This is a genomic window from Actinoplanes regularis (assembly GCF_900188005.1).
GTDB lineage: Bacteria > Actinomycetota > Actinomycetes > Mycobacteriales > Micromonosporaceae > Actinoplanes > Actinoplanes regularis.
On the sequence record NZ_FZNR01000027.1, the window covers coordinates 15,011 to 41,375 of the forward strand.

Below are 26,365 nucleotides of genomic sequence, written 5' to 3' on the forward strand. Positions count from 1 at the left end.
CGCCCTATCCCCATCCTCCGCACCAAGGCCCTGTCTCAACCAGCCCTCCTCACGGGCGATCCGAATCGCGCCCAGCCGGCTGCGGACGCCGGCCTCATCGCAACCAGCCCTCTTCACAGGCGATCCGAATCGCGCCCAACCGGACGCGGACGCCAGCCTCATCGCAACCAGCCCTCCTTGCGAGCGATCCGAATGGCGTCCAGACGGTTGCGGGCGCCGGTCTTGGCGATCACCGCGGAAAGGTAGTTCCGCACCGTGCCACCGGAGAGGTAGAGGCGTCCGGCGATCTCCTTCACCGACTCGCCCTCCGCGGCCAGCCCGAGCACCTCCAGCTCCCTCGTGCTCAGCCCCCGGTCGGTGTTGAGCGAGGCTGCCTGCAGCATCGGCGAGACCACCCGCTCCCCCGCCACGAGCCGGCGCACCGACTCGGCCAGGGAGGAGGGCGCGGCGCTCTTGATCAGAAAGTTCAGCCCGCCGTTCCACCGGCGGGGCGGCAGCATGCCACGCTTGGAAGGGTCACAGAGCAGCAGCATCGCGCAGGACGGAATCGCGGTGTGCAGCTCGTCGGCGAGCGGCAGGACCTGACTCACCATGTACTCCGTGTCGATCACGATCACCGCGGGCCACAACTGCGCCGCGCGCGACGCCAGCTCGGCGTTGATCGGCAGGGTGGTGACGTAATGCATGTCCGGTTCGGTCTCCAGGAACGTGCGCACCGGGACACCGAAGTACCCCTCGTCTCTCACCACCAGGACCCGGATCATCACACCACCCTCGTCGATGGGCGCCGGCCTGCGACCGGGCGCCGACCTGATCTGGAACGCTCGACGCACTAATTCTTAGATGACTCGCGGTCCATTCTGCGAGTGCCGCACAAGTCGATCTGATAAAGATCTCTAACGGGACGGCGCAGCGCAGGTCAAAAGGGTTTCGTGCCACCGCAGCGCGTGCGGTGCTCCCACATAAAGTAACCGGCGGAAACGCTCTGTGCACGTTCTGTCGGCCGTTCGACGGAGCAAGTCCACCAGATCAACGAATCAGATGACCGAAACGTGGAAGTCACTCCAGCGATACCCTTAGGAAATTAGCTCCAAATACCAACACATCCTCTTTTTTCGGACATCGGCACGGCATTTTTACCGCCTCTCGAAATTCAATATCATTCACGTCCGAATTTCGATCACGAATAAACGATCTCCGGCGTCGACCGTTTTCGATTACTCATTTGATCCACGCCCACCGCAGGGCCATCACAAGAGGCCGCCCACGCGGGTACTCACCCAGCCGACGTGGCTCGGACGTGGCTCGGCTCGCCCTGGCGGCTGTAACCCGTGCCGAGACAAGACCATCAGCACCGGCCAGACCCCAAGTTTCCGCAATCCCGCCGCACCGCTGACGAACAAACCCACCCCGAACCGTAAGCGGCGACCAGGACAGCAACCCCCAAACGCACGACGGCCGCCAACCACCACCAGCAGCACCCACTCACAGACCACAAGCGGCAACCAAGACAGCAAACCCAAACGCACGACGGCCACCAACCACCAGCACCCACCCACAGACCACAGGCGGCAACCGGGGCGGTGACCAGAAACGGACGGAGGCTGGCGAGCACCAGCGCCCGCCCACCACCGCAAGCGGCGGCGGGACAGCGAGCCGAAGCAGACGGTGACTGACACGCACCCACGCCCACCCCGAACCGCAAACGGAGACCGGGACAGCGACCAGCAGTGGGCAGCAGCCGGCGAGCGCCCACCGCGCGGCTGGGGGTGCGGCGGATGAAGCCACTTCCAGGATCAACTTGCGCTAAGTGGCATTGGGGATGATTCGGATGGTTTTGGCGGGCGGCATCGGCTTGGCAGCGCGTCGCGGCGGTGCGAGGCGTGGGCGTCGCGCCGGTGGACACGGGACTTGGCTCTGCCTGCGGACGGGCGGCGTAGACCGTACTTGAAAAGGGCTTGAATTCTGTCGGCCGGAAGCGAGGAACGGGCCGCAAGAGGCCGGGGACGGCGGTGTGGCTGGTCGTTGTCGCGCAGAAAGGACTGCCCTGAACGGCCTGGAACTCGGAGACCCCACGGCCCGGAACGCGGAACCCCACAGCCCGGCGGGCGGAGAACCCCACCGCCCAGAACGCAGAAACCCCACAACCCGGCAGGCAAAGACCCCCACCGCCCAGAACGCAGAAACCCCACAACCCGGCAGGCAAAGACCCCCACCGCCCAGAACACGGAAACCCCACAGCCCGGCGGACTGAGAACCCCACGGCCTGGACGCAGAAACGTCACGGCCTGGAACGCGGAAACCCCACGGCGTGGAACGCGGAAACCTTACGGCCGGACGCGGAGGCTGCGCGGCGTCCTGCCGGGGTGGGGTGCTGGTGAAACGCCAGAGGCGCCCCCGGAAGTCCGGGAGCGCCTCTGGTCAGGCCGGCGTGATCAGTGCATGACGATCGGGGCCGCCGGGGCGCCATCGGCCTCGACGGCCGCCTGCGCCTTGCGGGGCAGGAAGAACGCCGGGATCAACGTCGCCAGGGTGAGCACGAAACCGACCCAGAACGTCGTCCCGAAGGAGTCGGCGGCGAACTGGAGACCCCGCTCCAGCAGGTCCGGCGGGAGCTGCTGGGCGATCTGCGGGTTGTGCTGTGCGGCGATCGCGGCACCGGCCTCGCTGACCGGCTCACCGTTGGCCGGGTTGGTCATGCCGGGGATGACCGCCGACTCGTTGAGCTGGTTGGTCAGGATCACCGACATCATCGCCGTACCGACCGAGCCGGCGATCTGCTGCAGGATGTTGAGCAGCGTCGACCCTCGGGCGACCTCGTGGTTGGTGAGCGTCTTCAGCGCCGAGGTCATGATCGGCATCATGGTGCCGCCCATGCCCAGGCCCATCACGAAGAGCGAGCCGCACAGCAGCACGTACGACGTGTCCGTGCCCACCTGGGTGAAGGTGAAGAAGCCGGCCGCGATCAGCAGCAGCGCGAACGGCACCGTCCGGCCCACCGGGATCTTGTCGGCCAGCATGCCGGCGATCGGCATGGTGACCATGGCACCGATGCCCTGCGGGGCCATGAGCAGGCCCGCGTGGAGCGTCGACTCGCCGCGCACCTGCAGGAAGTAGCTCGGGAAGAGCAGGCCGGCGCCCATGAACGCGATGGTGAAGACCGCGAGGGTGACCGTCGCGACGGTCAGGTTCCGGTTGCGCAGCAGACGCAGGTCGAGCAGCGGGTGCTGCGGCTTGAACGAGTAGAACACGAACGCGATCACCAGCAGCCCGCCGATCAGCATCGGCAGCCACACCTTGGTCGCGCCGAAGCTGCCCTCCTCGGGGAGCGAGGAAACGCCGAAGAGGAACGAGGCGAGACCGGGCGAGAGCATCAGCATGCCGAGGAAGTCGAACGACTCGGACGGCTCCGGGCTGTCCTTCTCCAGTGCCCACCACGCGTACACCAGCGCGGCCGCGCCGATCGGCAGGTTAATCAGGAAGACCCAGTGCCAGCTGGCGACGTCGATCAGCCAGCCACCCAGGATCGGGCCGCCGATCGGGCCGAGCAGCATCGGGATGCCCAGCACGGCCATCAGCCGGCCGATCCGCTCCGGACCGGCGGCCCGGGTCATGATCGTCATGCCGAGCGGCATCAGCATGCCGCCGCCGAGGCCCTGGAGCACCCGGTACCCGACGAGCTGGCCGATGCTGTCGGCGGTGGAGCACAGGAGGGAGCCGATGGTGAACAGCAACAGCGCGGCCATGTAGAGCCGCTTGGTGCCGAATCGGTCGGCCGCCCAGCCGGTCAGCGGGATGACGGTGGCCAGAGCCAGCGTGTACCCGGTCATGGTCCACGCGACCTCGGCGTACGTCGCACCGAACTCGGTCTGGAAGGTGGGCAGCGCGACGCTGACCACGGTGATGTCGAGGATCGACATGATCGCACCGAGGACGACGACCCCGGCGACTTTGAGAACGGCGGCGTCGAGCTTGGCCGGCGCAGCCTCGGCTTGACTAGTCAACAGAAACTCCAAAGGCCGCGTGGGCTCACGCGGCGGATTGTCGGGTGGATCCCAGCGAGCTCAGCACCCTGGGCCCGCCATGTTCGCGCGTGATCCTAACCGGCGTGCGCCCCTGGTCACCTCCTCTTTATCCGCCTCCCGACTGTGTCCTCCCCCACTGATCGGCATCTTTGGGCCCTCCGCCCCGGCCCGCGTGACCGGCTGGGCCGGGTCCGGCTCGGAACGGTTACGAAGCCGGACCAAACGGATGATCGAGACGGTGGCCGGGCCGCACCGTAAATCGCTCGACGCGACTGCGCGTTCCCAGTACTTTCAACCCGTTCGTCGACAGGAGAGGGGGCCCACGTCATGCGGACCCCCGTGTCCCGATTCGACCTGATCCTCGTGTCTGGTGTGCCCGGTCCCGGCCGCGCCACCGGGACTGGACGTCCCTGACCGCTTGGCAGTTCTCGCCGGCGGTCGGGTGGGCGCACGTCCTCGACCGAATCGGAATCGAAAGAACGAACCATCATGCGTGTCCGCAATCTCGGCATCCTCGCGCACGTCGACGCCGGCAAGACCACCCTGACCGAACGGATCCTGTTCCGCACCGGCACCACCCACAAGCGTGGCGAGGTGCACGACGGCACGACCGTCACCGACTTCGACCCGCAGGAGCGTGACCGTGGCATCACCATCTTCGCGGCCGCCGTCAGCTGCGACTGGGCCGATCACCGCCTCAACCTGATCGACACCCCGGGGCACGTTGACTTCTCCGACGAGGTGGAGCGGTCGCTGCGCGTGCTGGACGGGGCGGTCGCCGTGTTCGACGGGGTAGCCGGGGTGGAGCCGCAGTCCGAGGCGGTCTGGCGGGCGGCGGACCGGTACAGCGTTCCGCGGATCGCCTTCGTCAACAAGCTGGACCGGGCCGGTGCGTCACTCTCCGCGGCCGTCGCCTCGATCGAGGCGCGGCTGGAGGTCGTGCCGCTGGTGGTGCAGCTGCCGCTCGGCGAGGAGAGCGCCTTCCACGGCGTCGTCGACCTGGTCGGCATGCGGACGCTGACCTGGGCCGACGGCGAGCTGTCCGAGAGCACGGAGGTGCCGCCGGAGGCGGTCGCGGCGCGACGGGCGCTCGAGGAGGCGGTCGCCGGACTGCACCCGGACGCCCTGGAGGAGTGGGGTGACATGTCGGACGCGACCCTGCGGAAGGCGCTGCGTGATCTCACGATCGGGGGTGAGGCGGTGGTCGTCCTCTGCGGCTCCGCCTACCGCGACAAGGGCATCGAACCGTTGCTCGACGCGATCGTCGACTACCTTCCCGCCCCGGCCGGCGACTCGTCGGCCGAGCTGGCGGCGCTGGTCTTCAAGGTGCACACCGCGAGGACCGGCCGCCTCACCCATCTGCGCGTCTACGACGGCACGATCACGAAGGGGGACACCGTGTGGGACGCGGGCGCCGGCCGTACCGAACGCGTCGCCCGCATCCTGCGGATCCAGGCCGACCGGCACACCGAGATCGACCGCGCCACGGCCGGTGACATCGTCGCCGTCGCCGGGGTGAAGGCCGCCCAGGTCGGCGCCACCCTCGCCACCCGGCGGCACGCGGTGCTGCTGGAGGCGCCGCGGATCACCGACCCGCTGGTCTCGGTCGCGGTCGAGGCGCGCACCGGCCTCGACGCGCAGCGCCTGCCGGCCGCCCTGGCCGCGCTGGCCGAGGAGGACCCCTCCTTGACCGTACGAGTGGACGCCGAAACCGGTCAGACCCTGCTCTCCGGGCTGGGCGAACTGCATCTGGAGGTGGCCGTGGAGAAGCTGCGGCAGCGCACCGGTCTGGCGGTGACCATGGGCCGCCCCCTGGTGGCCTACCGGGAGACCGTCCGGCGGGGCGTGACCGGTGTGCTCTACCGGCACGTCAAGCAGGACGGCGGCGCCGGGCAGTTCGCGCACGTCGTGCTGGACGTCCAGCCCGGCGACGGCTTCACGTTCAGCTCCACGGTGACCGGTGGCCGGGTCCCGGCCGAGTACATCCGCGCGGTCGAGGCGGGCTGCCGGGAAGCGCTCGCCGCGGGTCCGCTCGGCGCTCACCCGGTGGCCGGCCTGCGGGTCACGCTGACCGACGGGCAGACCCACCCGAAGGACTCGTCCGAGATGGCCTTCCGGGTGGCCGGCAAGCTGGGCCTGCGCGAGGCGCTGCGCGCCTGCGGGATGGAGGTTCTCGAACCGGTCGCGGAGGTCGCGGTGAGCGCTCCGGCGGAGACGCTGGGCGCGGTCCTCGGCGACCTCGCGGCCCGCCGGGGTCAGGTCACCGACTCGGGTGTACGGACGGTGACCGCGATCGTGCCGCTCGCCGAGCTGTTCGGGTACTCCACGCGGCTGCTCAGCCGCACCCACGGCCGCGGCAGCTTCACCAGCCGCCCGGCCGGTTACCGCCCGGCGGCGTGACGGACGGCGGGCTCCGATGCTCCGGCATCGGGGCCCGTCACGCCACCGACCGTGACCGGCGGCCGGCTCGAGGCGAGGTGCAACTCGACCCGGGGCGGCTCGACCGGGATCGGCACGGCGCCCGCGCCGGCTTTCGGCAGTGGACGGCGTGGCCGGACCCGGCCCGAGCCACCACCCCGGCCCGGGTAGATCATCAGGCCGTTGACCGGATCGGGCACCGCGTCCAGGGCGGCGCGGACGGCCGGGAGGTCACGGAAACCCGCGAATCGATCCTCGGCCCGGAAAGCGATCTCGAACAGCACACCCCAGGTGTGCCGATGCCACTGCCAGTCGTAGGCCCCGTGCGTGACGGCGGCCTCGACCAGCGCGTTCCCATGTGAGTCCTGCCAGCGGGCGGCGGAGAGCCGCGGCCCGTCGAGAACCTCGATCGACCACCAGTGCAGCTCCATGCGACCCAGGGTACGACCGCACCGCACCGGAAAAGCGCCGAATTTCCCCGGCGGGATCGAAAGCTACGAATCGATCTTCACCTTGATGACGGCGTCGGCGAACAGATCATCGGAGATCTGCAGGTACGCGAGGGTCGTGTCGACCGGTACGTCGAAGACCAGCAGCAGATCGACGGTCTTTCCCGGATCGATCGGCTCATCGAGCGGATAGGTCCCGTTGTTGGCGAAATTCTCGGCGACCGTGCTTCTGTCGAGCACCCGCTCCGTCGCGTTCGTAGCCACGATGCTCGAGGCCGGATAGCGGTCGGTCTTCTCGCCGACGTTCTTCACCGAGAAGGTGACGACGCAGAACTTACCCTTCGCCGCTTCGGTGAAGGTGTCGTCGTAGGAGGTCGCCGGGTCATCGGGTTTGGTGACCGTCTGCTTGGTGCAGTCGACGCCGCGGACGGTCGCCTCGAACGACTGAACCCGCGCCGTGGCACCGACCGCCACCTCTTCCGGCTCGCCAGGAGAATCGGGCAGGCTGGAGAAGAGAACCGAGCTCAGGACGACTCCGATCACCAGCATCGGCGCCACCACGATGGCAAGTGTCACCAGCACTCTGCGCCGCATCGCCTCGGGCGTCTGCGTGAACACCCGAGCGGTGCTGATGGTGACGTGCGGCATGCCCGCGCCGAAGGGCTGCGACGACGGCATGGGGATCTCTCGCCGGCAGTACGGGCATCGCATGACGCCCGCGCTCTGATCGATCTCCATCCCGGCTCCGCAGGACGGGCACTCGGAGGAGATCGGCGCGGACTGCCCCGGGCCGGTCGTCCTATCCGGAATCGCCATACGGATCCACCCGACATCTCCGAGCGGGACGCTGCTCGGCCCGCCTCACTCGGCCGGATGATATCAACCATGATCGACCTGACAACGTCGCAGGCCCCGGTGTCGAACCGGGCGGGCCACCCTTATGAGGGGCGGCTGGGAACCCAACGCCCGCCTGCGTGAACCACAGCGGATGACATACAGTCGGCGTACCCCCGGCTGGACTCGAACCAGCGACCCCGGCGCTCGGAACGCCGTGCTCTCTCCACTGAGCTACGAAGGCTGGACCCGTCCGCGCGCGGCGGACGGGCAAAGGGTGTCAGGCCGGATTCGAACCGGGCGTCTTCCGGATCCACAGTCCGGCGCTCTGGCCGCTGAGCTACCGACACCGTGCCCGGACCAGGGATCGAACCTGGGACCTCCCCGGAGTGAACGGGGCGCTCTCCCGCTGAGCCATCCGGGCGGGATTCCTGCGAAGCGGAGGAGGTGGGATTCGAACCCACGGGGCCCTTCCGGGCCCACGCCGATTCCAGCGGCGTTTCCGAAGCCGGGCCGGCTCCTCCAAATTCCTTCTTTCGTACGGACGAAGCAGCGCGGACGGGATTCGAACCCGCACATGCCCTGGGTGAAAACCAGGTGACTCTCCCAATTCGTCCACCGCGCCTTGCCGTGCGTGCCCCGAACCGGTGTCGAACCGGTGGCCTCCGCCGTGTCAGAGCGGCGCTCTCCCCCTGAGCTATCGGGACTGGGAGCAGGGGCGGGATTCGAACCCGCGAATCTCCAGCTTATGAGGCTGGCGAGGACGACCGAACTCCTCCACCCTGCAGTACGCCGCCGGGGACTCGAACCCCGAACCCACTGATTAAGAGTCAGTTGCTCTACCTGTTGAGCCAGCGGCGCGTGAACGGAGACGGGGCGAGTCGAACGCTCACGAGGCTTCTGTTGCCTCCAACCGCTTTCGAGGCGGCGGCCGGCGCCAATCGGCTGGCGTCTCCATTGTCGGGATGGCGGGATTCGAACCCACGGCCCCCGGTTCCCAAGACCGGTGCGCTGACCAAGCTGCGCCACATCCCGTGCGTGTCGCCGGGTGGGTTCGAACCACCGGCCTCCGCCTTATCAGGGCGGTGCTCCGACCAGCTGAGCTACGGCGACAAGAAGCGGAGAGTGAGAGATTCGAACTCTCGGTGCGGGCCGGAGCCCGCACTGCGGATTAGCAATCCGCCGCCTTGGACCAGACTCGGCCAACTCTCCGTGGCGCCCCGTACCGGGATCGAACCGGCGACCTCGCGCTCGACAGGCGCTTGCTCTCCCACTGAGCTAACAGGGCAATGATCGAACGTGGACCCGGCCGGATTCGAACCGGCCGCCTCCGCTGTGCGAGAGCGGCGCTCTACCAACTGAGCTACGAGCCCCTGACGTGCGTACCCGGAGCGCGATTCGAACGCGCACTTCCACCGTTCTGAGCGGTGTGCCTCCTGCCGTTGGGCTACCCGGGCGTGGTCCCCTTGCGGGACGAAAGAGCCGGCGACGGGACTCGAACCCGCTACCTCTCGATTACGAGTCGAGTGCACGACCAGTCGTGCTGCGCCGGCATTGTCGAAAGCTGCGGACGGAAGACTCGAACTTCCAACCTTCCGGTTCAGGGCCGGATGTGCTGCCAATTGCACCAGTCCGCATCGCATTGCATCGAGTGACTACCGGGGTTCGAACCCGGGACCTCCGCCATGGCGAGGCGGCGCTCTTCCGGCTGAGCTACAGTCACGTGAGCCGACGACCGGATTCGAACCGGTGACCTCGGTCGTACCAGGACCGCGCTCTGACCGGCCTGAGCTACGACGGCTCGGAACAACAAACTGCGTCGCCCGTCCGGGGGTCGAACCCGGTCTTCCGGATTGAGAGTCCGGTGGTCTAACCTTCCGCAGCCTCACGGGCGATGAATACATTTGGAGAAGCGTCCCCGGAGAGATTTGAACTCCCGACCCCCAGATTCGTAGTCTGGTGCTCTTTCCGCTGAGCTACGGAGACATCGTTGCGTGGACCTGGGCGGATTCGAACCGCCGACCCCCGGTCTGCCGAACCGGTGCGCTACCGGACTGCGCTACAAGCCCATCGTGTGTTCCCGGCCGCCGGCGGCATCGCTGCCGACGGCCGGAACCGTGATATGTGTCATCCACTGTGTATTTATCAAGAATCGTGATCGCCGCGAATCGCGGGATCAGGTGCACGGGCAGCAGGATTCGAACCCGCATCTAACAGTTTTGGAGGCTGTCGCTCTACCGTTGAGCTACACCCGCAGGAAAAGAAAACCGCCCGGTCCCGGATCGGGAGGGCGGCTGGTCGGCGCTAGCTGGATTGCTAGCCTCGCCACCGCTCCGGACCGTGCTCCGGTTCGCTGGGAACCGGCAGGTCGATGATCAGGGTTGCCTGGGGCCGGCTGGACCGCACCATGGCGACCTCAGCTCGCAGCGTCTGTCGCCGCGGCATGCTCGAGGTGTGCCACTGCATGATCGTTTCACCCCTTCCCTGATCGCTCGGCCGTTCCTTTCCGGACCGGCTCGCTTGCTGTGAGGACCACAGTAGGTCCGCGCTTCAGGACCGGCAATGTATTTAAAAGCAGAGTTGCGAAGGCCGAGCCCGATGTGACCTGAAGAATCATTTCCAATGCTCACGTACGTCCGGCGGGTGTCGATCCGCCATCAAGTGAGCACCCCGACCCCGGCTCGACCCGCGACCCGCGCCTGCCTGGCGCTGTTCGCGGTGGCACTGGCCGTGTTCGTGCTGTGGCCGGTGCACCCGCTCGGGCCACCCTGGCTGCTCTGGATCACCACGCCCGCGTACGGCCCGCTGCTCGCGATCGTCTTCTGGCTGCTCTCGCGCAACCCCGGGCTGCCCGCGCCGAGCCGCGCGTTCTGGCGGCGGCTCGCCCCGGCACCACTGCTGGTCGGCGCCGCGCAGACCGCGCAGGCGGTCGACGTCCTCGGCCATCCGGGGGCCCGGGTGTCGTACACCGGGCCGGTGACGCTGATCCTGGACGGGATCGCCCTGCTCGTGCTCTGCCACGCCCTGATCCGGCTGCCGGCCGGCGGGCGGCGGACCGGAGCGGCGGCCCGGGTCGCTCTCGACGCCGGAACGGTGGCTCTCGCCTCGGCCGTATACATCTGGCACTTCGGCACCCGCAACGCGCTCGGCGCCGGGCTCACCCCGCCGGTGATCGCCTCACTGGGGCTCAGCGTCTTCGCCGTGCTGGTCGTGTTCGCGCTGGCCAAGGCGGTGCTCGGCGAGCACTCGGCGCTCGACTCGCGCGGGCTGCGACTGCTCGCCGCCGCGGTGCTGGTCGGCACGCTCTCCCCGATGCTGCAGCCGCTGGTGACCCAGCTGGACCCGCGGTTGTACGTGGCCCAGGTATATCTGCCGGCGGTGTTCTGCCTGAGCGCGAAGGCCGCCGAGGCGCAGTGGCGCTGTTCCGCCGCGAGGACCCGCAAGGTTCGCCGCCGGCGGCCGTACAGCCTGTTGCCGTACGTGGCGGTCGCCGCCGTCGACGGCCTGCTGCTCTGGTCCGCGACGGCCGACCGCCGCGACATCGTCGCCGTCGCGTGCAGCGCGGTGCTGCTGACCGCGGTGGTGGCGACCCGGCAGGCGAGGACGCTCCGCGAGAACGCCCGCCTGCTGGCCGAGCTCGATCACGCCGCCAACCACGATCCGCTGACCGGGCTGGCCAACCGGGCGCTGTTCCAGCAACGGCTGGAGCAGGCGCTGCACGACGGCCCGGTCCGGGTGGCGGTGCTCGACCTGGACAGCTTCAAGCAGGTCAACGACACGTACGGGCATGAGGCCGGCGACCACCTGCTGACCACCGCCGCCCGGGCGCTCGCCGCGGCCGCCCGCCCCGGCGACACCGCCGCCCGCCTCGGTGGCGACGAGTTCGTCATGCTCCTGCCGGGCGCCGACGAGTCCGCCACGGCCGCGGTGATCGATCAGGTCGTCACGGCGCTGGACGCCCCGGTCAGCGCGCGGGGCACGCAGTTGCGCATCCGGGCGAGCATCGGCGTGGCCTCCGCCTTCCCCGGCGACGACCCGCGCACCGTCATCCGCCACGCCGACCAGGCGATGTACGCCGCCAAGAAACGCCCCGGCACCGCCTGGCAGTCCGCCGCCTGATCCCGGGCGCCGGGCGGGCCGGTTGCTCAACGTGATTCCGGCCCGGCCCCGGTCGCCTCGGAAAAGCAGAACCGGGCGTCCCGGGAGTCGACGGCCGCGGGCTGGTCTGCCCGATCGGCACGTCGGCGTTGGTTTCCCAGGGCGCCCGGTCGTTGCCGGCTGAGGTCAGCGCGCGAGCGCGAGACCCTGCTTGTCCGAGAACTTGCCGATCGCGATCATGATGAAGTCGATCAGGGTCCAGACGCCCAGGCCACCGAAGGTCAGCAGCATCAGGACGCCGGTGCCGACCTTGCCGACGTAGAAGCGGTGAACGCCGAGCCCACCCAGGAAGAAGGCGAGCAGCAGCGTGGCGACGAAGGACTTCGAGCCCACGGCGGGAGCGGTCTGAGTGTCGGTCATAACGGCTATGTCTCCTCGATCAGATGCATAAAAAATCGCTGCACCTTAGCGGGATACATGATCGATGCGCAAGATCGAAAATAGGCGGGCCGGCCGGAGAGCGAACATCCCTGACAACCCGTGACACCGCGTCGGCACCCGAGGTGCGCGGCGACCGCCGCGAAAACGCTCAAGCACGGCGCTGACCAGCCGTGACAGCGCGCTGGCAGGGTTCTGGCAGGCCGTGACAGGGCTCCGGCGGGCCGTGACAGCGCGCTGTGCGGATCATGCCAGCGGCGCACCGCACGCTTCTCCTCGACAACGAATGAGGGGGAGCGACAAATCGTGGACGATCTCGTAGTGCGCGCCGAGGGGTTGCGCAAACGCTTCGGCAAGACACAGGCGCTCGACGGGGTGGACCTGGCCATGCGCCGGGGCACGGTGCTCGGCGTGCTGGGACCCAACGGGGCCGGCAAGACGACCGCGGTGCGGGTGCTGGCGACCCTGCTGCGCCCGGACGAGGGCACCGCCCACGTGGCCGGCATCGACGTGCTGCGCGAGCCGCAGAAGGTACGCCGCCGGATCGGCCTGACCGGCCAGTACGCCTCGGTCGACGAGGACCTGACCGGCACCCAGAACCTGGTGCTGATCGGCCAGCTGCTCGACCTGCCCACCCGGGAGGCCAAGAAGCGCGCCGCCGAGCTGCTCGAGTGGTTCGACCTGACCGAGGCGGCCGGCCGGATGGCCAAGACGTACTCCGGTGGCATGCGCCGCCGCCTCGACCTGGCCGCCAGCCTGGTCGGCCGGCCCGAGGTGATCTTCCTGGACGAGCCGACCACCGGCCTCGACCCGGCCAAGCGCGAGGACATGTGGGGCGTCGTGCGCACCCAGGTCGCGCAGGGCTCCAGCGTGCTGCTCACCACGCAGTACCTGGAGGAGGCCGACGCCCTGGCCGACGAGATCGTCGTGGTGAACCACGGCCGGGTGATCGCCCAGGACACCCCGGACGGGCTCAAGCGCCGCGTCGGCGGCCAGACCCTGCGGATCCGCCCGGCCGACCCGGAACGGCTCCCCGACGTACTGCGGATCCTGGACGCCGTCGGTGCCCCCGGCACCACCGCCACCCCGGACAACTCAGCGGGGTCCCGGCCCGGCGCCGCGTCGGTGCCGGTCGCCGCCGACACCGCGCTCGACGACGCGATCCCCGCACTGCGCCGCGCCGGCGTCGAATTCACCGAGCTCGGCCTGCACCTGCCCAGCCTGGACGAGGTGTTCCACACCCTGACCGGCGGCGAAAAGAAGACGGAGGCCCTGGTATGACCACCGCAGTTCTCACCGCGCCGAACAATCTGGACCACGCGCGGGGCGGCTCGTTCCTCGCGCTGATCCGGCACAGCGCCGCGCTCGCCAAGCGCAGCCTGATCAAGACCATCCGCACACCGGAAGCGCTGATCGACGTCACGATCCAGCCGGTGATCTTCCTGCTCATGTTCACCTACCTGTTCGGTGGCGCGATCGCCGACGGCGACCGGCACGGCTACCTGCAGTTCCTGCTGCCCGGCATGCTCGGCCAGTCGCTGGCGATGGGCGGCATCGCCCTGGGCCAGAACCTGAACGCCGACATCGAGAAGGGCGTCTTCGACCGGTTCCGGTCGCTGCCGGTGTCCCGCTCGGCGCCGCTGGTCGGGGCGGTCTTCGCGGACATCGTCCGCTACCTGACGGTGTGCGTGGTGATGCTCGGCTTCGGCGCCGTGATGGGCTTCCGGATCGAGACCGACGCGGTCGCCACGCTGGCCGCGGTCGGCCTGGCCGTCGGCTTCGGCCTCTGCTTCGGCTGGATCTCGGTCTGGGTCGGCATGCTGGTGCGCACCTCGGGCGCCGTGCAGGGCGTGATGTTCCTGCTGGTCTTCCCGCTCTCGTTCGGCAGCAACGTGTTCGTCCAGACGAGCACCCTGCCCGGCTGGCTGCAGGGCTTCGTGCACGTCAACCCGATCACCCACCTGGTCGGGGCGGAGCGGGGCCTGCTGCTCGGCGGCCCGGTCGCGCACCACCTGCTGATCACCCTGGCCTGGATGGCCGGCCTGCTGGTGGTCTTCGTGCCGCTGGCCCTGCGGGCGTACAACAAGCGCGCCTGATCGCGGCGGAACGCTAGGCGTCGAGAACGTGATGGAGCTGGCCCGGGTCGACCCGGGCCAGCGCCGTACCCGCGTCCAGGGCCCAGCCCGCCGCGTACGCCTCGGCGAAACCGTCGTCCCCCAGCACCGCCCGGTTGCGCCGGGTCAGCTCCGCCACGTCCAGGGCGGTCGGATCGTGCGAGCCGCGCAGCCGGGCCGCCGCGCCCAGCAGCTGTGCCACGTCCCGATGCCGGCCCAGCAGGTCCGCCAGCCCCGCCGCGCCGACCGCGACCAGGGACAGGATCGGCATGTCCCGGGTGGCCTGCGCCGCCGCGTACGCCCGGATCAGCGCCTGCTCGGCCCGCACCGGATCACCCCGGCGCAACGCCACCGCGGCACGCACCCCCTCGATGATCGCCGTGCCGTGATCACCGTTGAAGAACTCGGTCTCGTTGATCCGCATCCCCGCGCCGGCCCGCTCGATCAGCTCGTCGGCCCGGTCCAGCTCCCCCATCGAGACCAGCATCCCGGCCTCCAGGGCGTCGACCAGCAGCAGCATCTCCGGTGAGGTGGAGCGTTCGACCCGGCCGCGCGCGCCGCGCAACGCGGCCCGAGCCTCCTCCGGCTCGCCGCGCCGCATGTGCAGGTCGGCCCGGCGCAGGTCGATGAAGATCTCGTCACCCAGGTCGAGCGAACCGAACTCTCCGGCCAGCGCCTTCGCCGCCTTCAGGTCGGCCAGGGCGCCGTCCAGGTCACCGTCGTACTGCCGCAGCAACGCCCGCAGCGGCAGCGCGGTCGCCTGTCCCCAACGATCGCCGGCCAGCCGGAATCCGGCGAGTGCGTCCGTCACCTCGGTCCGCACCAGCCCGATGTCCCCGTTGTTCTCGGCGACCTGCGCCCGGAACAGCCGGGCCAGGGCGGCCACCCACGGGTCCGGGCCGGCCACCAACTCCGTGATCCGCGCCTGCGCGGCCTCTTCCTCCTGCGCCATGTAAAGCACCACCGCGGAGAGCGCGCCGACCAGCCCCGGCAGCGTCGGATGCGTCATCAGGCGCGCGGCCAGGTCACGCAGCCGGTCCCGGCGCTGGTCCGCGCTCTCCAGCACCATCACATCCTCCGAGCTGACCCGGTTGAGGGCCAGCACCGCCTCGGCGCAGTCGGAGATCAGCGGGTCCAGTTCGCCGGGGACACTCAACGCCTCGCGCATCCAGAACGCGGCGTCGGCGTGCCGGCCGAACATCTGCCAGTACCACACCAGACTCAGCGCCAGCCGGACCGACCCGTCGGCGTCGCCCGCGTCGCACAGGTGGCGCAGGGCGGCCAGGACGTTGTCGTACTCCGCGCGCAGCACCCGCAACGCGTCCAGCTGCTCGGCGGTGCGCAGCCGCGGATCATGCTCGGTGACCAGCTGGGACAGGTAGCCGGCCGCCAGACCCCGGACCTCGGCCAGGGTCTGCTCGGAGGCGAGGCGGTCGATGCCGTACTCCCGCAGGGTCTCCAGCATCCGGTAGCGGCCGTCCGGGGCCCGCTGCAGCAGCGACTTGTCGACCAGCGCCGCCAGCAGGTCCGGGATCAGCGCGGCCGGCACACCGGTGTCCGCGCAGACCGCCGTCGCCGAGCCCACGGTCACCCCGCCGGGCAGCACCGACACCCGATCGGCGACGGCCCGCTCGTCGTCGGCGAGCAGCTCCCAGCTCCAGGCGATCACCGCGCGCAGCGTCCGGTGCCGCGGCAGCGCGGTCCGGCTGCCGGTGGTCAGCAGCCGGAACCGGTCGTCCAGGCCGCCCGCCAGCTCGCGCAGCCCGATCGTGCGCAGCCGCGCCGCGGCAAGCTCCAGCGCCAGCGGCAACCCGTCCAGGCGGCGCACGATCTGCACCACGTCGCCCACGGTCGTCTCGTCCACCTCGAAGCCCGGAAGCACCGCGGCGGCACGTTCGGCGAACAGGCGCACCGCCGGGGACGTGCGCGCCTCGCCGAGCACGGGCTGCTCCGGCAGCGCGAGCGGGCCGAGCGGCACCAGCGCCTCACCGTCGATCGCCAGCGGCTCCCGGCTGGTCGCCAGGATCCGCAGCCCCGGGCAGCGCATCAGCAGCGCCATGGTCAGATGCGCCACCGCGTCGATCAGGTGCTCGCAGTTGTCCACCACGAACAGGAACTCCCGGCCGGCGAACTGGTCCACCAGCACGTCGATGTCGGTGCGCCCCTCGATGCGCAGCCGGGACGCCTCGAAGATCGCCGAGGCACGCAGCCCGGTCGCGGTCAGCACCGCGGCCGGCAGCTCGGCCGGTGCGGTCACCGACGCCAGGTCGATCAGCCAGACCCCGTCCCGGAACTCGCCGCGGCGCCGCCGCGCCGCCTGCGTCGCCAGCCGCGTCTTGCCGGCGCCGCCGGGCCCGAGCACGGTGATCAGCCGCCCGGCGGCGAGCAGGTCGTCGACCCGGGCCAGGTCGGCCTCACGGCCGATGAAGCTCGTCAGGGCTTCCGGCAGGTTGCTCCCCGGCGGCCGCACCTCTTTGCCCGGTACGACCTTCTCCGGTACGCCGTTCTCGTCGTGCCGCTCCGCCGGGGCCTCGGCACCCCGTAGCAGGCGCAGGTGCCGTTCGCGCAGCGCCGCCCCGGGATCCGCGCCGAGCCGCTCGGCGACCTCCTCGCGCACCCGCTCGTACAGCGCGAGCGCGTCGGCCTGCCGCCCCTGCACCGCGAGCGTGTCCATCAGCAGCGCCGCCACCCGCTCGTCGAGGGGATGCTCCGCGAGCAGCCGGGTCAGCCGCCCCTCAGCCGCGTCATGGCGCCCGAGCAGCAGATCCGTCTCGGCGACGTCGGCCAGCGCGGCGCTCACCGCCCGCGCCAGCCGCACCCCGACCGCCTCGGCCACCGCACCGACCTCGGCCGCCACCGCACCGCGCGCCAGCCCGGCCGCCGCGCTGAGCGGCTCCGCGGCCCCGGCCACGTCCCCGGCCCGCAGCCGCTGCCGCCCGGTCGCGGCCAGCCGCTCGAACCGGATCACGTCCACGTCGTCACCGGCCACCGTGAGCCGATAACCGCCCTCGTCCTGGGTGACCGCGTCGGCGTCGCCGAGCACCCGGCGCAGCCGCGACACCAGCGACTGCAACGCGTTGGCCGGGTCGGCCGGCCGGTCGCCGCCCCACAGCGAGTCCACCAGCGCGCCGGCCCCGACCGGTCGCCCGGCGGCGAGCGCCAGCCGCACGAGCAGCCCGCGCAGCCGTGCGCCGGGCACCGCCAGGTCGGCGTCGCCCCGGCGAACCCTCAACCCGCCGAACAGGTCGACTCGCAACCGGCCGGCACGCTCCCCGTGCTCGCTCACGCTGCGATCCTCTCGCGCCCGGTCAACCCGCACCAAACCGGTGCGGTGAGGGCCACGTTCGCTAGCACGCGCCCCGGGTCGCCGCAGCCCGTAGTGCTTCCTAGGAGGCTAGCTTGACCTGCTGCCTGCGCTGCCTCCACTCATCAAGATCGCGACAGGCGGAGGCAGGCAACGGCGATGCGAAATGTGTGGATTACGCGGAGAGCAGATTGGGTATTTGGGGGCAATTCTGATCTTCGCAGGAGGTGGGGGTCATGACGACGCCAAGCGCCAGCATCCAGCTGGTCAGGCTGAGTAACAGCAACCAGATGCTCGGGGACCCAGCCGCGGACATCCGGGGACGGATCGTCCGGGACCGGGACGGAGAGATCCTGGGGCGGATCGACGACCTGCTGATCGACCCGGTGGAGCACCGGGTCCGGATGCTGCTCGTGGAGCACGGTGGAATCCTGGGCTTCAAGACGACCTCCTGGTACGTCCCGATCGAGGCGATCCGGGCGATCGACAACGAGATCGTGCACGTGGCCGAGCCGAGGCAGATCGTGGCCGAGGCGCCGGTGTACGACCCGGAGCTGATCGACGCCACCGACTTCTACAACGACCTGTACCGCCACTACGGCTATCCACCGTTCTGGAGCGCGGGCTACCTGTACCCGGGATATCCGACCTATCGCATCTGATCGGCCCGGTGCCAGGAGCGCCAGAGCGCGGCGTACGGGCCGTCGGCGGCGAGCAGCTCGTCGTGGGTGCCGAGCTCGATCACGCGGCCGTCGTCCATGACCGCGACCCGGTCCGCGTCGTGGGCGGTCTGCAAGCGGTGGGCGATGGCGATCACGGTGCGTCCGTGCAGCACCGCCGCCAGCGCCCGTTCCGCGTCGCGCGCCGCCGTGGGATCGAGCAGCGCGGTCGCCTCGTCCAGGATGACCGTGTGCGGGCCGGCCAGCAGCACCCGGGCCAGGGCCAGCTGCTGGGCCTGCGCCCCGTCGAGCGGCTCGGCGCCGAGGTCACGGTCCAGGTCGTCGGCCCAGTCGGCGCCGACCGTGGCCAGGGCGCGGCGCAGCTCGTCGTCGGGCGCGGGCACCATCAGGTTGTCCCGCACCGACTCGCGGAACACGTGGTGCTCCTGGGTGACCAGGACGACCTGGCGGCGCAGCTGTTCCGGGGCCAGGTCGGCGACCGGCACGCCGCCGACCGTGACGCTGCCCGCGGTGGGGCGGTCGACCCCGGCGATCAGCCGGCCCAGTGTGGACTTGCCGGCGCCGGAGAGTCCGACGACGGCGAGCCGCTCGCCCGGTCGTACCGTCAAATCGACGTCGTGCAGCACATCGCGGCCGGCGTCGTAGGCGAAGCGGACGCCGCGGAGCTCGATCCGATCGTCCTCCGGCGACACCGCGGGCGAGGCCCGCCCGGGCTGCTCGACCGCCGCCAGGCCCTCGACCCGGGCGAACGAGGCGCTCGCCGCCTGCAGTTGCTCGATCCGGATCAGCAGCGTGTCGAGGGGATGGACCAGCTGCCGCAGGTAGAGCACGGCCGCGCCGATCGTGCCGAGGCTGACCCGGTGGTCCAGGTAGAGCAGCCCGCCGAGCAGCAGCACCAGCACGACCGGCACCACGTAGGACGTCTCCACGACGGGGAAGAACACGGTGCGCAGGCCGAGGGTGACCAGCCTGGTCCGGCGCGTCTCGGCGATCGCCGCGTGCCCGGCGGCGAGCCGGCGGCCGGCCAGTCCGAACGCCTCGACGGTTCGCGCGCCCGCGGTGGTCGCGGCCAGCTCCTCGGCCAGCCACGAGTTGGCCTCGCCCTCGCGCAGGTAGGCGTCCCGGGCGTGGCGCAGGTACCACCGGGTGACGAACCAGATGCCGGAGAAGCCGAGCAGCCCGGCGACGCCGAGCAGCGGGTTCAGCACGATCACCGCGATCATGATGAACATCATCTCGACCAGGCCGATCAGGATCCGGGGCAGCACGTCGCGCAGGGTGGTGGCGACCGCGTCCACGTCGGTGGTGCCGCGCGCGGCGAGGTCGCCGGCCGGAACCCGCTCCACCACGGCGGCGGGCAGGGCGAGCGCGCGGCGCAGGAACGTCTCGCGGATCCGGGCCGAGGTGCGTTCGCCGAACCGGTAGCCGAGGGCGAGCGCCGACCTCGACAGCAGCGTCTGGGCGAGCGCGCAGCCCAGCACGGCCAGGGCCAGGCGGTCCACCGCGGTCACGCCGCCACCGGCGGCCACCGTGTCGATCACCCGGCCGAGCAGCCAGGGCGCGCCGAGGCCGGCGATCGCGGCGAGGGAGTTGAGCCCGATCATCGCGGCCACCGACCGCTTGTCAGCCGCGATCAGCCGCAGCGTGGCCCGGACGACAAGCGGTTGATCCGCGACCGGAAGTGCTGCGCTCATGCCGTCGCCTCCGCTGCGCTCCGGCGCCGACCTGAGCCAACAACTGAGCCGGCTGCTCTGCTCGCAAGCTCGCTCATTGTTCCTCCCCGAACACGCGCGTGACCAAGGCCCGATAGCCGGGTGAGTCTTCGAGCAGCTCGCGGTGGGTGCCGGTGGCGGCGACCCGACCGGAGACCAGGTAGTGCACGGTGTCGGCACGGGCCAGCAGGACCGGCGACGTGGTCGCCACCACGGTGCCACGGCCACTGCGGAGAGTCGCCAGGCGCTCGGCGATCGCCGACTCGGTGTGCGCGTCCACCGCCGAGGTCGGCTCGGCGAGCAGGAGGATCTCCGGATCGGCGTGCAGGGCGCGGGCCAGCCGGAGCCGCTGCCGCTGGCCACCGGAGAGATTGCGACCGCCCCACTCGACCGGCCGGTCCAGATCGGCGGCGACGTCGTGGGCCACCGCGGCCTCGATCGCGACGCGGATCAGGTCGTCCTCCGGGTCATGCCGGCCGGCCACCACCTCGCGCAGTGGGCCGGCGAACAGGTCGGCGCCGTTCTCGGCGACCAGGATCCGGTCACGGACCGTGTCCCGGGCGATCCCGTCCAGACGGCGATCGTCCCAGGTGGCGGCGGCCGGGGTGTAGCGGCCGAGGCGGTCGAGGACCTCGACGGCGTCGGCCGGGCGGGCGCCGGCGAGGGCGGTCAGCAGGCCCGGTTCGGCGGTCACCCCGGACTCCGGGTCGTGCAGCCGCGCCGGGCCGGGCGGTCCGGCGCTTCCCGCCGGGTCGTCCAGCGCGAGTCGCAGGAAGCCGGTCACCCGGCGGGCGGCGACCAGGCCGTACGTCACGTCGAACCCGCAGAAGATCAGCACGCTGACCGGGATGACCAGCATGGCGGTGTAGCCGTAGACCGCGATCAGCTGCCCCGCGGTGATCTCGCCGGCCGCCGCCATCCGCGCGGCCACCCAGATCACCACGGCCAGGAACACCAGTGGAACCCCGTCACCGAGCGCGTTGACCCAGCTCGACGGGCGGCCCACCCGGTAGCCCTGGTCACGCAGCCGGGTCGACTCCCGGACGTACCGGGCCAGGTGGGTGTCGCTGCCGCCGAGGCCGTTGAGGATGCGCAGCCCGCCGACCACGTCGATCAGCCGGGCGTTGAGCCCGCCCTGCCGTTCCCGGTAACTCGAGCCGGCCCGCTGGGTGCGGCCCAGCAGCGGCCCGACCAGCACCCCGAGCGCCGGCACCCCGACCAGCACGACCAGCGCGAGCCGCGGGGACGTGTGGTGCAGCAGGACGGCGACGACCGAGCAGGCCAGGACCGAGGCGACGCCGACACCGCCGGCGTTCATCGCCCTGCCGATCAGCCACACGTCGGAGATGCCGATGGTGACCACCTCGCCCGCGGTGATCCGGCGCGGCAGGGCGGCACCGAGCCGGGCGGCGTGGGTGAGCACCTGGTCGGCGGTGCGCAGCGCGGCGGCGATCCGCAACTTGGTCATGCTGCGGTGGCGCATGATGCCGAGCCCGGCGCCGGCCAGCCCGCAGGCGAGGACGGCCAGGGTCCAGCCGATCAGCGGCCCGGGGCTGCGCGGGCTCACGCCGCGGTCGATGGCCTGGGAGATCAGGTACGGCGTCGCCGCCAGGCTGAGGAACCACAGGGACGCGAAGAGCATGCCGAGGGCCACCCGGCCCTTGAGCTGTCTCGCCAGCCACCAGAGGTAACGCCCGGGTCCCAGTTCCACACCGGACATCCTGCCGTCCACCGGCAAGGCGCCGACACCGGATTAATTCAGCGTCCGGCGCATGCGCAGGCTGCGGATGTGGTCGTCCTCCCGGGACAGGTCGGCCTGTACGGTCTCGACCGGGTGGAAGCCGCGCGCCCGGTAGAAGCCGATCCCGGCGGCGTCACCGAGGAACAGCGACAGCCACACCTCGGTGCCGCCGGCCGCGCGGATCTGGTCGAGGACCCGGTCCAGCAGCAGCGTGCCCAGCCCGCGGCCCCGCTCCGCCGGCTCCAGGTAGATCAGGTGCAGCTCGCCGACGCCCGGCCGGGTCAGCCCGCCGCCGGCCGCGCCGCACAGCCGGCCGTCCTCCTCGGCGACCTGGTAGCCGAACCACTTCGGCGGGGCGGGCGGCACCTGCCGGGCGACCCGCGCCTCGCCGAAGTAGGTGGAGAGGGTCCGGGCGATGTATCCGGCCGGCAGCAGCTCGCGGTACGCGAACTCGTACGCGCTCGTGCAGATTTCCGCGATCCGGGTCGCATCGGCACTGGTCGCGGGCCGGGCAACGGCGGTCAGCGATGATCCAGACATCCCGATACCTTAAAGGTCGCTAAGAAACCAGCTCGCGGAGGACCGCGATCACCCGGTCCGCGTCGGCCGCGCCGGTACGCCAGTTGCTGAACGCGGCACGCAGGGCCGGAACGCCCCGGTGGACGGTCGGCGTCAGGAACGCCTCGCCGGATCGGGCGACGGCGTCCAGCAGGGCGGGCAGGTCACGGTCCACCGTGAAACAGACGACATTGAGCCGTACGGGGGAAAGCAGCCTCGCCCCGGGAACGGTCGCGAGCCCCTCGCCGAACCGGCGCGCCGCGGCGATGTTGCGTTCGACGATCTCGCGGTGGCCGTCGGCGCCGTAGGCGGCCAGGGTGAACCAGGCGGTCAGCGCGCGCAGCCGGCGGGAGTTCTCCGGGGTCAGGTGGAACAGGTCGGGGTCGCCGGCCGGGACGGTGAGGTAGGCGGCGGAGTTCTGGAAGACGCTGACCTGCAGGTCCTGGCGGCGGGTGAACTGGACGGCGGCGTCGTAGGGGACGTTGAGCCACTTGTGCAGGTCGACGCAGACGGAGTCGGCCGCCGCCAGCCCGTCGACCAGGTGCGCGTGCGCCGGGGAGAGCGCGGCGAATCCCCCGAAGGCGGCGTCGACGTGCAGCCAGAACGGGTACCGCTCCCGGAGGGCGGCGATCGCGCGCAGGTCGTCGAAGTCGACCGTGTTCACCGTGCCGGCGTTGGCGACCACGATCACCGGTCCCGCGGCTTCGGCGAGGGCGGCCTCCAGGGCCTCCACGTCGACCGCTTCCCGCTCCGGCAGGAGCGGCACTGTCCGAAGCTGATCACGTCCGACGCCGAGCATGGCGAGCGCCTTGTAGATGCTCGAGTGCGGCGAACCGGAGAGGACCGCGACCTCGCCCAGGGCGCCCACGCCCTGCCGCGCGACGCTGACCCCGCGCCGCTCACCGAGCCACTCCCGGCCGATCGCGAGACCGACGGTGTTCGACATGGTGGCGCCGGTCACGAACGTGCCGGTGTGCGCGTCGCTCAGCCCGAACATCGACCGCAACCAGCCCACGGTCTCCCGCTCCAGATCGACCGCCGACGAGTCCAGCCGGGTGACCGCGTTCTGGTCGAAGGTGCCGGTCAGCCAGTCGCCGACCAGCGCGGCCGGGGTCGCCCCGCCGGTGACGAAACCCAGGTAGCGCGGGCCGGCGCTGCCGGAGAACCCGGGCGCCCACCGCTCCCGGAACAGCTCCAGGGCCTTCGCCGCGCCGACACCGGCGGCCGGGAGCGGGACCGGCGCGAGGTCCGGCCGGGACGCCGCGGCGGGTCGTTCATCGAGGCCGTCCAGGACGCCGGCGGCGTAGTCCCGGGCGGCGGTCAGCAGGTCGGGCAGGTCGGCGAGGTCGGCGGCGAGGTTGGAGTCCACCAGCGCACGGTAGGCGGGTCGCGGCGGCCGGGTCGAGATCCACTTCGGAGAGCCTGGCCCCGATCAGTCCTCGTCCCGCTCGATCACCCGGGGGACGCCGGCGTCGCAGATCAACTGAACTTTCACCCGGTCGTGACGGTCACGCACGCCGCGGAACTCGCCCTCCCGGCCGTTCTGCTCGTGCACCGCGAAGCCGCGTGCCGGTGCCATCGAGACGATCCCGTCGCAGTCGGCGACCACGATCCCGCCCCGGGTCCGGAACGAGCTCTCCCCGGCGTCCACGCTCGCCGCCGGGCTCGGCCGGCTCGTCGTCGGCGCGGGTGCCGGTGCGGAGTCCGAGGGCACCTGGGTGAGCGCCCGCTGCACGTCCGCCTCGCTCATCGTGTCGTCCCGGCCGGTCAGCCCGACCAGGCCGATCCCCAGCACCCCGACGAGCACGGCGAGGACCGCCGCCGTCATCCATCCCGCGGCCATCACCGCTTGCTGCCCGAACCGACTCACCGGACCACTATCCGCCCGCGAACACCAAGCCGGCCCCTGGACCGGGATAAGGGACGGTTAAGAACCCCCGGATGCCCTGGTGCAGCCGTTAACGTGCAGCCGTGGCGAGACTTCTGCTGATCGAGGACGATCCGGCGATCCGGAGCACCCTGATGCGCGCGCTGCGCGAGCGCGGGCACGCGGTGGCCGGGTCGGGGGCCGCGATGGAGGGCCTGCAGACCGCCCTCGCCGAACGGCCCGATCTGATCGTCCTGGATCTGGGCCTGCCCGACCTGGACGGGCGCGAGCTGCTGCGGATGCTCCGGGCGGTCAGCGGCATTCCGGTGATCATCGCGACCGCGCGCGACGAGGAGACCGAGATGGTGCGGCTGCTCGACGCGGGCGCCGACGACTACGTGGTGAAGCCGTTCACGGCGGCGCAGCTGGACGCCCGGATCCGGGCGGTGCTGCGCCGGGGTTCCACGCCGGAGGAGACGGATCCGGCGCTGGTCGTCGGCGGGCTGCGGATCGACCCGGCCGCCCGGGAGGTCAGCCTGGACGGCAGGCCGGTCGAGCTCACCCCGCGCGAGTTCGACCTGCTGCACCACCTCGCGCTCCGGGCCGGGCAGGTGGTCACCAAGCGCGAACTGCTCAGCGAGGTGTGGCAGGTGCCGTACGGCGGGGCGGACAAGACCGTCGACGTGCACCTGTCCTGGCTGCGGCGCAAGCTCGGCGAGACCGCGCAGGAGCCGCGCTACCTGCACACCGTCCGTGGCGTCGGGGTCAAGCTGAGCGAGCCGTCGTGAGGTCCCGGCTGACGCTGCTGGTCGCGGCGACCACGGTGCTGGTGCTGCTGGCGTTCCTGGTGCCGATCGCGCTGCTGCTGCGCCAGGTCGCGCGGGAGCGGGCGATCGGTCAGGCGAGCGCGGTGGTGCAGACGATCGTGCCGCTGGCCCTGGGCGACCCGAACGCGCTGCGGCTGGCGGTCACCGGACAGGCCGTACCGGTGACGGTGTTCCTGCCGGACGGGACCGCGGTGGGCGCGGCGGCGACCGCGACCCCCGCGGTCCGCCTCGCCGCGGCCAGCGGCCAGACGCTCACGGTGGCCACCTCGGCCGGCCGCGAACTGGTGGTCCCGGTGGTCGGCACGGCCGGCACCAGCGTGGTGCGCACCGTCGTCACCGAGGCCGACCTGACCCGCGGCGTGTCCCGGGCCTGGCTGACGCTGGCCGCCCTCGGCGCCGCCCTGCTGCTGCTCGGCCTGCTGGTCGCGGACCGGCTGGCGCGCGCCATCACCGCCCCGATCACCGAGCTCAGCGAGGTCTCCCACCGGCTGGCCGGCGCCGAACTGACGGCCCGGGCCGCGCCGGCCGGTCCACCGGAGCTGCGCGAGGTCGCCGGCGCCCTCAACCACCTCGCGGGCCGCATCCAGGACCTGCTCGCCGCGGAGCGGGAGCGGGTCGCCGACCTCTCGCACCGCCTGCGGACCCCACTGACCGCGCTGCGGCTGGAGGCCGAGTCGCTGCGCGACCCGGAGGAGTCGGCCCGGGTGGCGGCCGCCGCCGACGGCGTGGCCCGCGCGGTCACCGCGGTCATCCAGCAGGCCCGCCGCACCTCGTCGGTCGCCGTGCAGAGCTGCGACGCCACCGCGGTGGTCGGCGGCCGGGTCGCCTTCTGGCGGGTCCTCGCCGAGGACACCGGACGGACGGTGACCGAGTCGCTGCCGGACGGGCCGCTCCCGGTCGCGGTCGCCGCGGACGACCTGGCCGCGGCGCTGGACGCGCTGCTCGGGAACGTCTTCGCGCACACGCCGGACGAGACGCCGTTCGCGGTGACGCTCACCGCCCGGCCGGGGGGCGGCGCGATCCTCACGGTCGCCGACGAGGGGCCGGGCTTCCCGGCCTCGGCGGCTCGGCGCGGCGCCTCCGGTGGCGACTCCACGGGCCTGGGGCTCGACATCGCCCGCCAGGTGGCAACGTCCTTCGAGACCACCGGTGGGCCCGGCGGCGCGATCGTCCGCCTGGAGCTTCCCGGCCCCTGAACTCCGGGCCGTACGACCGCGTCCGAGTGATTCTCGCCGGAATCACGCTCGGCGCCCGGAGGTCCGCGCTATCGCACGCACCGAGCCGGCAACCGCCGGCGCGA

At 71.3% G+C, this 26,365-nt stretch carries 18 protein-coding genes and 23 tRNA genes; 7 read left to right on the forward strand and 34 right to left on the reverse strand.

Annotated elements, in window-relative coordinates; genetic code table 11:
• Positions 1 to 158: 158 nt before the first annotated feature.
• A complete protein-coding gene (locus CHC09_RS39320; protein ID WP_089298462.1) occupies positions 159 to 764 on the reverse strand; it encodes a response regulator transcription factor in 606 nt (201 codons plus the stop codon).
• Positions 765 to 2,435: 1,671 nt separating this feature from the next.
• Complete coding sequence (locus tag CHC09_RS39325; protein WP_089298463.1) at positions 2,436 to 4,004, reverse strand: DHA2 family efflux MFS transporter permease subunit; 1,569 nt, start codon at positions 4,002 to 4,004, stop codon at positions 2,436 to 2,438.
• Positions 4,005 to 4,514: 510 nt separating this feature from the next.
• Between CHC09_RS39325 and fusA the strand changes: the two genes are divergently transcribed.
• Positions 4,515 to 6,425 (forward strand): elongation factor G, encoded by a 1,911-nt coding sequence (gene fusA, locus CHC09_RS39330; protein ID WP_089298379.1) that lies wholly within the window; start codon positions 4,515 to 4,517, stop codon positions 6,423 to 6,425.
• Here the strand turns inward: fusA and CHC09_RS39335 are convergent.
• From CHC09_RS39335 to CHC09_RS39440, 25 genes are all read right to left on the reverse strand, one after another.
• A complete protein-coding gene (locus CHC09_RS39335; protein WP_089298380.1) occupies positions 6,407 to 6,874 on the reverse strand; it encodes a hypothetical protein in 468 nt (155 codons plus the stop codon). The genes fusA and CHC09_RS39335 overlap by 19 nt on opposite strands.
• 63 nt (positions 6,875 to 6,937) lie before the next feature.
• Positions 6,938 to 7,630, reverse strand: a complete 693-nt coding sequence (locus CHC09_RS39340) for a DUF4352 domain-containing protein (protein WP_179277470.1) — start codon at positions 7,628 to 7,630, stop codon at positions 6,938 to 6,940.
• 267 nt (positions 7,631 to 7,897) lie between these two features.
• Positions 7,898 to 7,970 (reverse strand) — tRNA-Arg (locus tag CHC09_RS39345).
• A 32-nt stretch (positions 7,971 to 8,002) separates the two neighbouring features.
• Positions 8,003 to 8,076: transfer RNA gene (locus CHC09_RS39350), tRNA-His, on the reverse strand.
• Between the two features lie 2 nt (positions 8,077 to 8,078).
• Positions 8,079 to 8,150 (reverse strand) — tRNA-Val (locus CHC09_RS39355).
• 15 nt (positions 8,151 to 8,165) lie between these two features.
• A tRNA-Ser gene (locus CHC09_RS46880) sits at positions 8,166 to 8,250 on the reverse strand.
• Positions 8,251 to 8,276: 26 nt separating this feature from the next.
• A tRNA-Glu gene (locus CHC09_RS39360) sits at positions 8,277 to 8,351 on the reverse strand.
• Positions 8,352 to 8,361: 10 nt separating this feature from the next.
• Positions 8,362 to 8,433: transfer RNA gene (locus tag CHC09_RS39365), tRNA-Val, on the reverse strand.
• Positions 8,434 to 8,513 (reverse strand) — tRNA-Met (locus tag CHC09_RS39370).
• Between the two features lies 1 nt (position 8,514).
• A tRNA-Lys gene (locus tag CHC09_RS39375) sits at positions 8,515 to 8,587 on the reverse strand.
• A gap of 5 nt (positions 8,588 to 8,592) precedes the next feature.
• Positions 8,593 to 8,682: transfer RNA gene (locus CHC09_RS46885), tRNA-Ser, on the reverse strand.
• Between the two features lie 4 nt (positions 8,683 to 8,686).
• Positions 8,687 to 8,761, reverse strand: a tRNA-Pro gene (locus tag CHC09_RS39380).
• A gap of 4 nt (positions 8,762 to 8,765) precedes the next feature.
• Positions 8,766 to 8,839: transfer RNA gene (locus CHC09_RS39385), tRNA-Ile, on the reverse strand.
• A 6-nt stretch (positions 8,840 to 8,845) separates the two neighbouring features.
• Positions 8,846 to 8,938, reverse strand: a tRNA-Ser gene (locus tag CHC09_RS39390).
• 1 nt (position 8,939) lies between these two features.
• Positions 8,940 to 9,014 (reverse strand) — tRNA-Asp (locus CHC09_RS39395).
• 12 nt (positions 9,015 to 9,026) lie between these two features.
• Positions 9,027 to 9,099: transfer RNA gene (locus tag CHC09_RS39400), tRNA-Ala, on the reverse strand.
• 10 nt (positions 9,100 to 9,109) lie between these two features.
• Positions 9,110 to 9,183: transfer RNA gene (locus CHC09_RS39405), tRNA-Leu, on the reverse strand.
• Between the two features lie 23 nt (positions 9,184 to 9,206).
• Positions 9,207 to 9,279 (reverse strand) — tRNA-Thr (locus CHC09_RS39410).
• 11 nt (positions 9,280 to 9,290) lie between these two features.
• Positions 9,291 to 9,363 (reverse strand) — tRNA-Gln (locus CHC09_RS39415).
• A gap of 13 nt (positions 9,364 to 9,376) precedes the next feature.
• A tRNA-Gly gene (locus tag CHC09_RS39420) sits at positions 9,377 to 9,449 on the reverse strand.
• 3 nt (positions 9,450 to 9,452) lie between these two features.
• Positions 9,453 to 9,527 (reverse strand) — tRNA-Thr (locus tag CHC09_RS39425).
• Positions 9,528 to 9,545: 18 nt separating this feature from the next.
• A tRNA-Glu gene (locus tag CHC09_RS46890) sits at positions 9,546 to 9,620 on the reverse strand.
• A gap of 19 nt (positions 9,621 to 9,639) precedes the next feature.
• A tRNA-Arg gene (locus CHC09_RS39430) sits at positions 9,640 to 9,712 on the reverse strand.
• A gap of 9 nt (positions 9,713 to 9,721) precedes the next feature.
• Positions 9,722 to 9,795 (reverse strand) — tRNA-Ala (locus CHC09_RS39435).
• A 114-nt stretch (positions 9,796 to 9,909) separates the two neighbouring features.
• Positions 9,910 to 9,981 (reverse strand) — tRNA-Trp (locus tag CHC09_RS39440).
• 367 nt (positions 9,982 to 10,348) lie between these two features.
• On the opposite strand from CHC09_RS39440, the gene CHC09_RS39445 reads away from it, so the two are divergent.
• The gene (locus tag CHC09_RS39445; protein WP_089298382.1) at positions 10,349 to 11,845 is read left to right on the forward strand and encodes a GGDEF domain-containing protein; all 1,497 of its coding nucleotides are present in this window, start codon (positions 10,349 to 10,351) and stop codon (positions 11,843 to 11,845) included.
• Between the two features lie 165 nt (positions 11,846 to 12,010).
• Here the strand turns inward: CHC09_RS39445 and CHC09_RS39450 are convergent, their stop codons facing one another.
• The gene (locus CHC09_RS39450; RefSeq protein ID WP_089298383.1) at positions 12,011 to 12,244 is read right to left on the reverse strand and encodes a TM2 domain-containing protein; all 234 of its coding nucleotides are present in this window, start codon (positions 12,242 to 12,244) and stop codon (positions 12,011 to 12,013) included.
• A 324-nt stretch (positions 12,245 to 12,568) separates the two neighbouring features.
• Between CHC09_RS39450 and CHC09_RS39455 the strand changes: the two genes are divergently transcribed.
• Together CHC09_RS39455 and CHC09_RS39460 are read left to right on the forward strand one after the other, a co-directional pair.
• Positions 12,569 to 13,543, forward strand: a complete 975-nt coding sequence (locus tag CHC09_RS39455; protein ID WP_089298384.1) for an ATP-binding cassette domain-containing protein — start codon at positions 12,569 to 12,571, stop codon at positions 13,541 to 13,543.
• Positions 13,540 to 14,358, forward strand: a complete 819-nt coding sequence (locus tag CHC09_RS39460) for an ABC transporter permease (RefSeq protein WP_089298385.1) — start codon at positions 13,540 to 13,542, stop codon at positions 14,356 to 14,358. The genes CHC09_RS39455 and CHC09_RS39460 overlap by 4 nt, the downstream gene beginning before the upstream one ends.
• A gap of 13 nt (positions 14,359 to 14,371) precedes the next feature.
• On the opposite strand, the gene CHC09_RS39465 is transcribed toward CHC09_RS39460, so the two are convergent.
• The gene (locus CHC09_RS39465) at positions 14,372 to 17,662 is read right to left on the reverse strand and encodes an AfsR/SARP family transcriptional regulator (RefSeq protein ID WP_089298386.1); all 3,291 of its coding nucleotides are present in this window, start codon (positions 17,660 to 17,662) and stop codon (positions 14,372 to 14,374) included.
• 254 nt (positions 17,663 to 17,916) lie between these two features.
• On the opposite strand from CHC09_RS39465, the gene CHC09_RS39470 reads away from it, so the two are divergent.
• Positions 17,917 to 18,342: a PRC-barrel domain-containing protein gene (locus CHC09_RS39470; protein ID WP_089298387.1), complete on the forward strand. Its 426-nt coding sequence runs from the start codon at positions 17,917 to 17,919 to the stop codon at positions 18,340 to 18,342.
• Here the strand turns inward: CHC09_RS39470 and CHC09_RS39475 are convergent.
• From CHC09_RS39475 to CHC09_RS39495, 5 genes are all read right to left on the reverse strand, one after another.
• Positions 18,330 to 20,054 carry an ABC transporter ATP-binding protein gene (locus CHC09_RS39475; RefSeq protein ID WP_089298388.1) on the reverse strand — a complete coding sequence of 575 codons (1,725 nt, stop codon included), beginning with the start codon at positions 20,052 to 20,054 and terminating at the stop codon, positions 18,330 to 18,332. The two genes, CHC09_RS39470 and CHC09_RS39475, sit on opposite strands and share 13 nt — an antisense overlap.
• Positions 20,055 to 20,127: 73 nt before the next feature.
• The gene (locus tag CHC09_RS39480; RefSeq protein ID WP_239138830.1) at positions 20,128 to 21,714 is read right to left on the reverse strand and encodes an ABC transporter transmembrane domain-containing protein; all 1,587 of its coding nucleotides are present in this window, start codon (positions 21,712 to 21,714) and stop codon (positions 20,128 to 20,130) included.
• A gap of 111 nt (positions 21,715 to 21,825) precedes the next feature.
• Positions 21,826 to 22,353, reverse strand: coding sequence for a GNAT family N-acetyltransferase (locus tag CHC09_RS39485; protein WP_089298390.1), 528 nt, complete (start codon positions 22,351 to 22,353; stop codon positions 21,826 to 21,828).
• Between the two features lie 19 nt (positions 22,354 to 22,372).
• Positions 22,373 to 23,740, reverse strand: coding sequence for a pyridoxal phosphate-dependent decarboxylase family protein (locus CHC09_RS39490; RefSeq protein WP_089298391.1), 1,368 nt, complete (start codon positions 23,738 to 23,740; stop codon positions 22,373 to 22,375).
• Between the two features lie 63 nt (positions 23,741 to 23,803).
• Positions 23,804 to 24,241 (reverse strand): hypothetical protein, encoded by a 438-nt coding sequence (locus CHC09_RS39495; protein ID WP_239138829.1) that lies wholly within the window; start codon positions 24,239 to 24,241, stop codon positions 23,804 to 23,806.
• 101 nt (positions 24,242 to 24,342) lie between these two features.
• Between CHC09_RS39495 and CHC09_RS39500 the strand changes: the two genes are divergently transcribed.
• Entirely contained in the window at positions 24,343 to 25,026 is a 684-nt protein-coding gene (locus CHC09_RS39500; protein ID WP_089298392.1) for a response regulator transcription factor, read from the forward strand.
• On the forward strand, positions 25,023 to 26,261 hold the full coding sequence (locus CHC09_RS39505) for a HAMP domain-containing sensor histidine kinase (protein ID WP_089298393.1): 1,239 nt from the start codon (positions 25,023 to 25,025) through the stop codon (positions 26,259 to 26,261). Before CHC09_RS39500 ends, CHC09_RS39505 begins: the two co-directional genes overlap by 4 nt.
• Positions 26,262 to 26,365 lie beyond the last annotated feature (104 nt).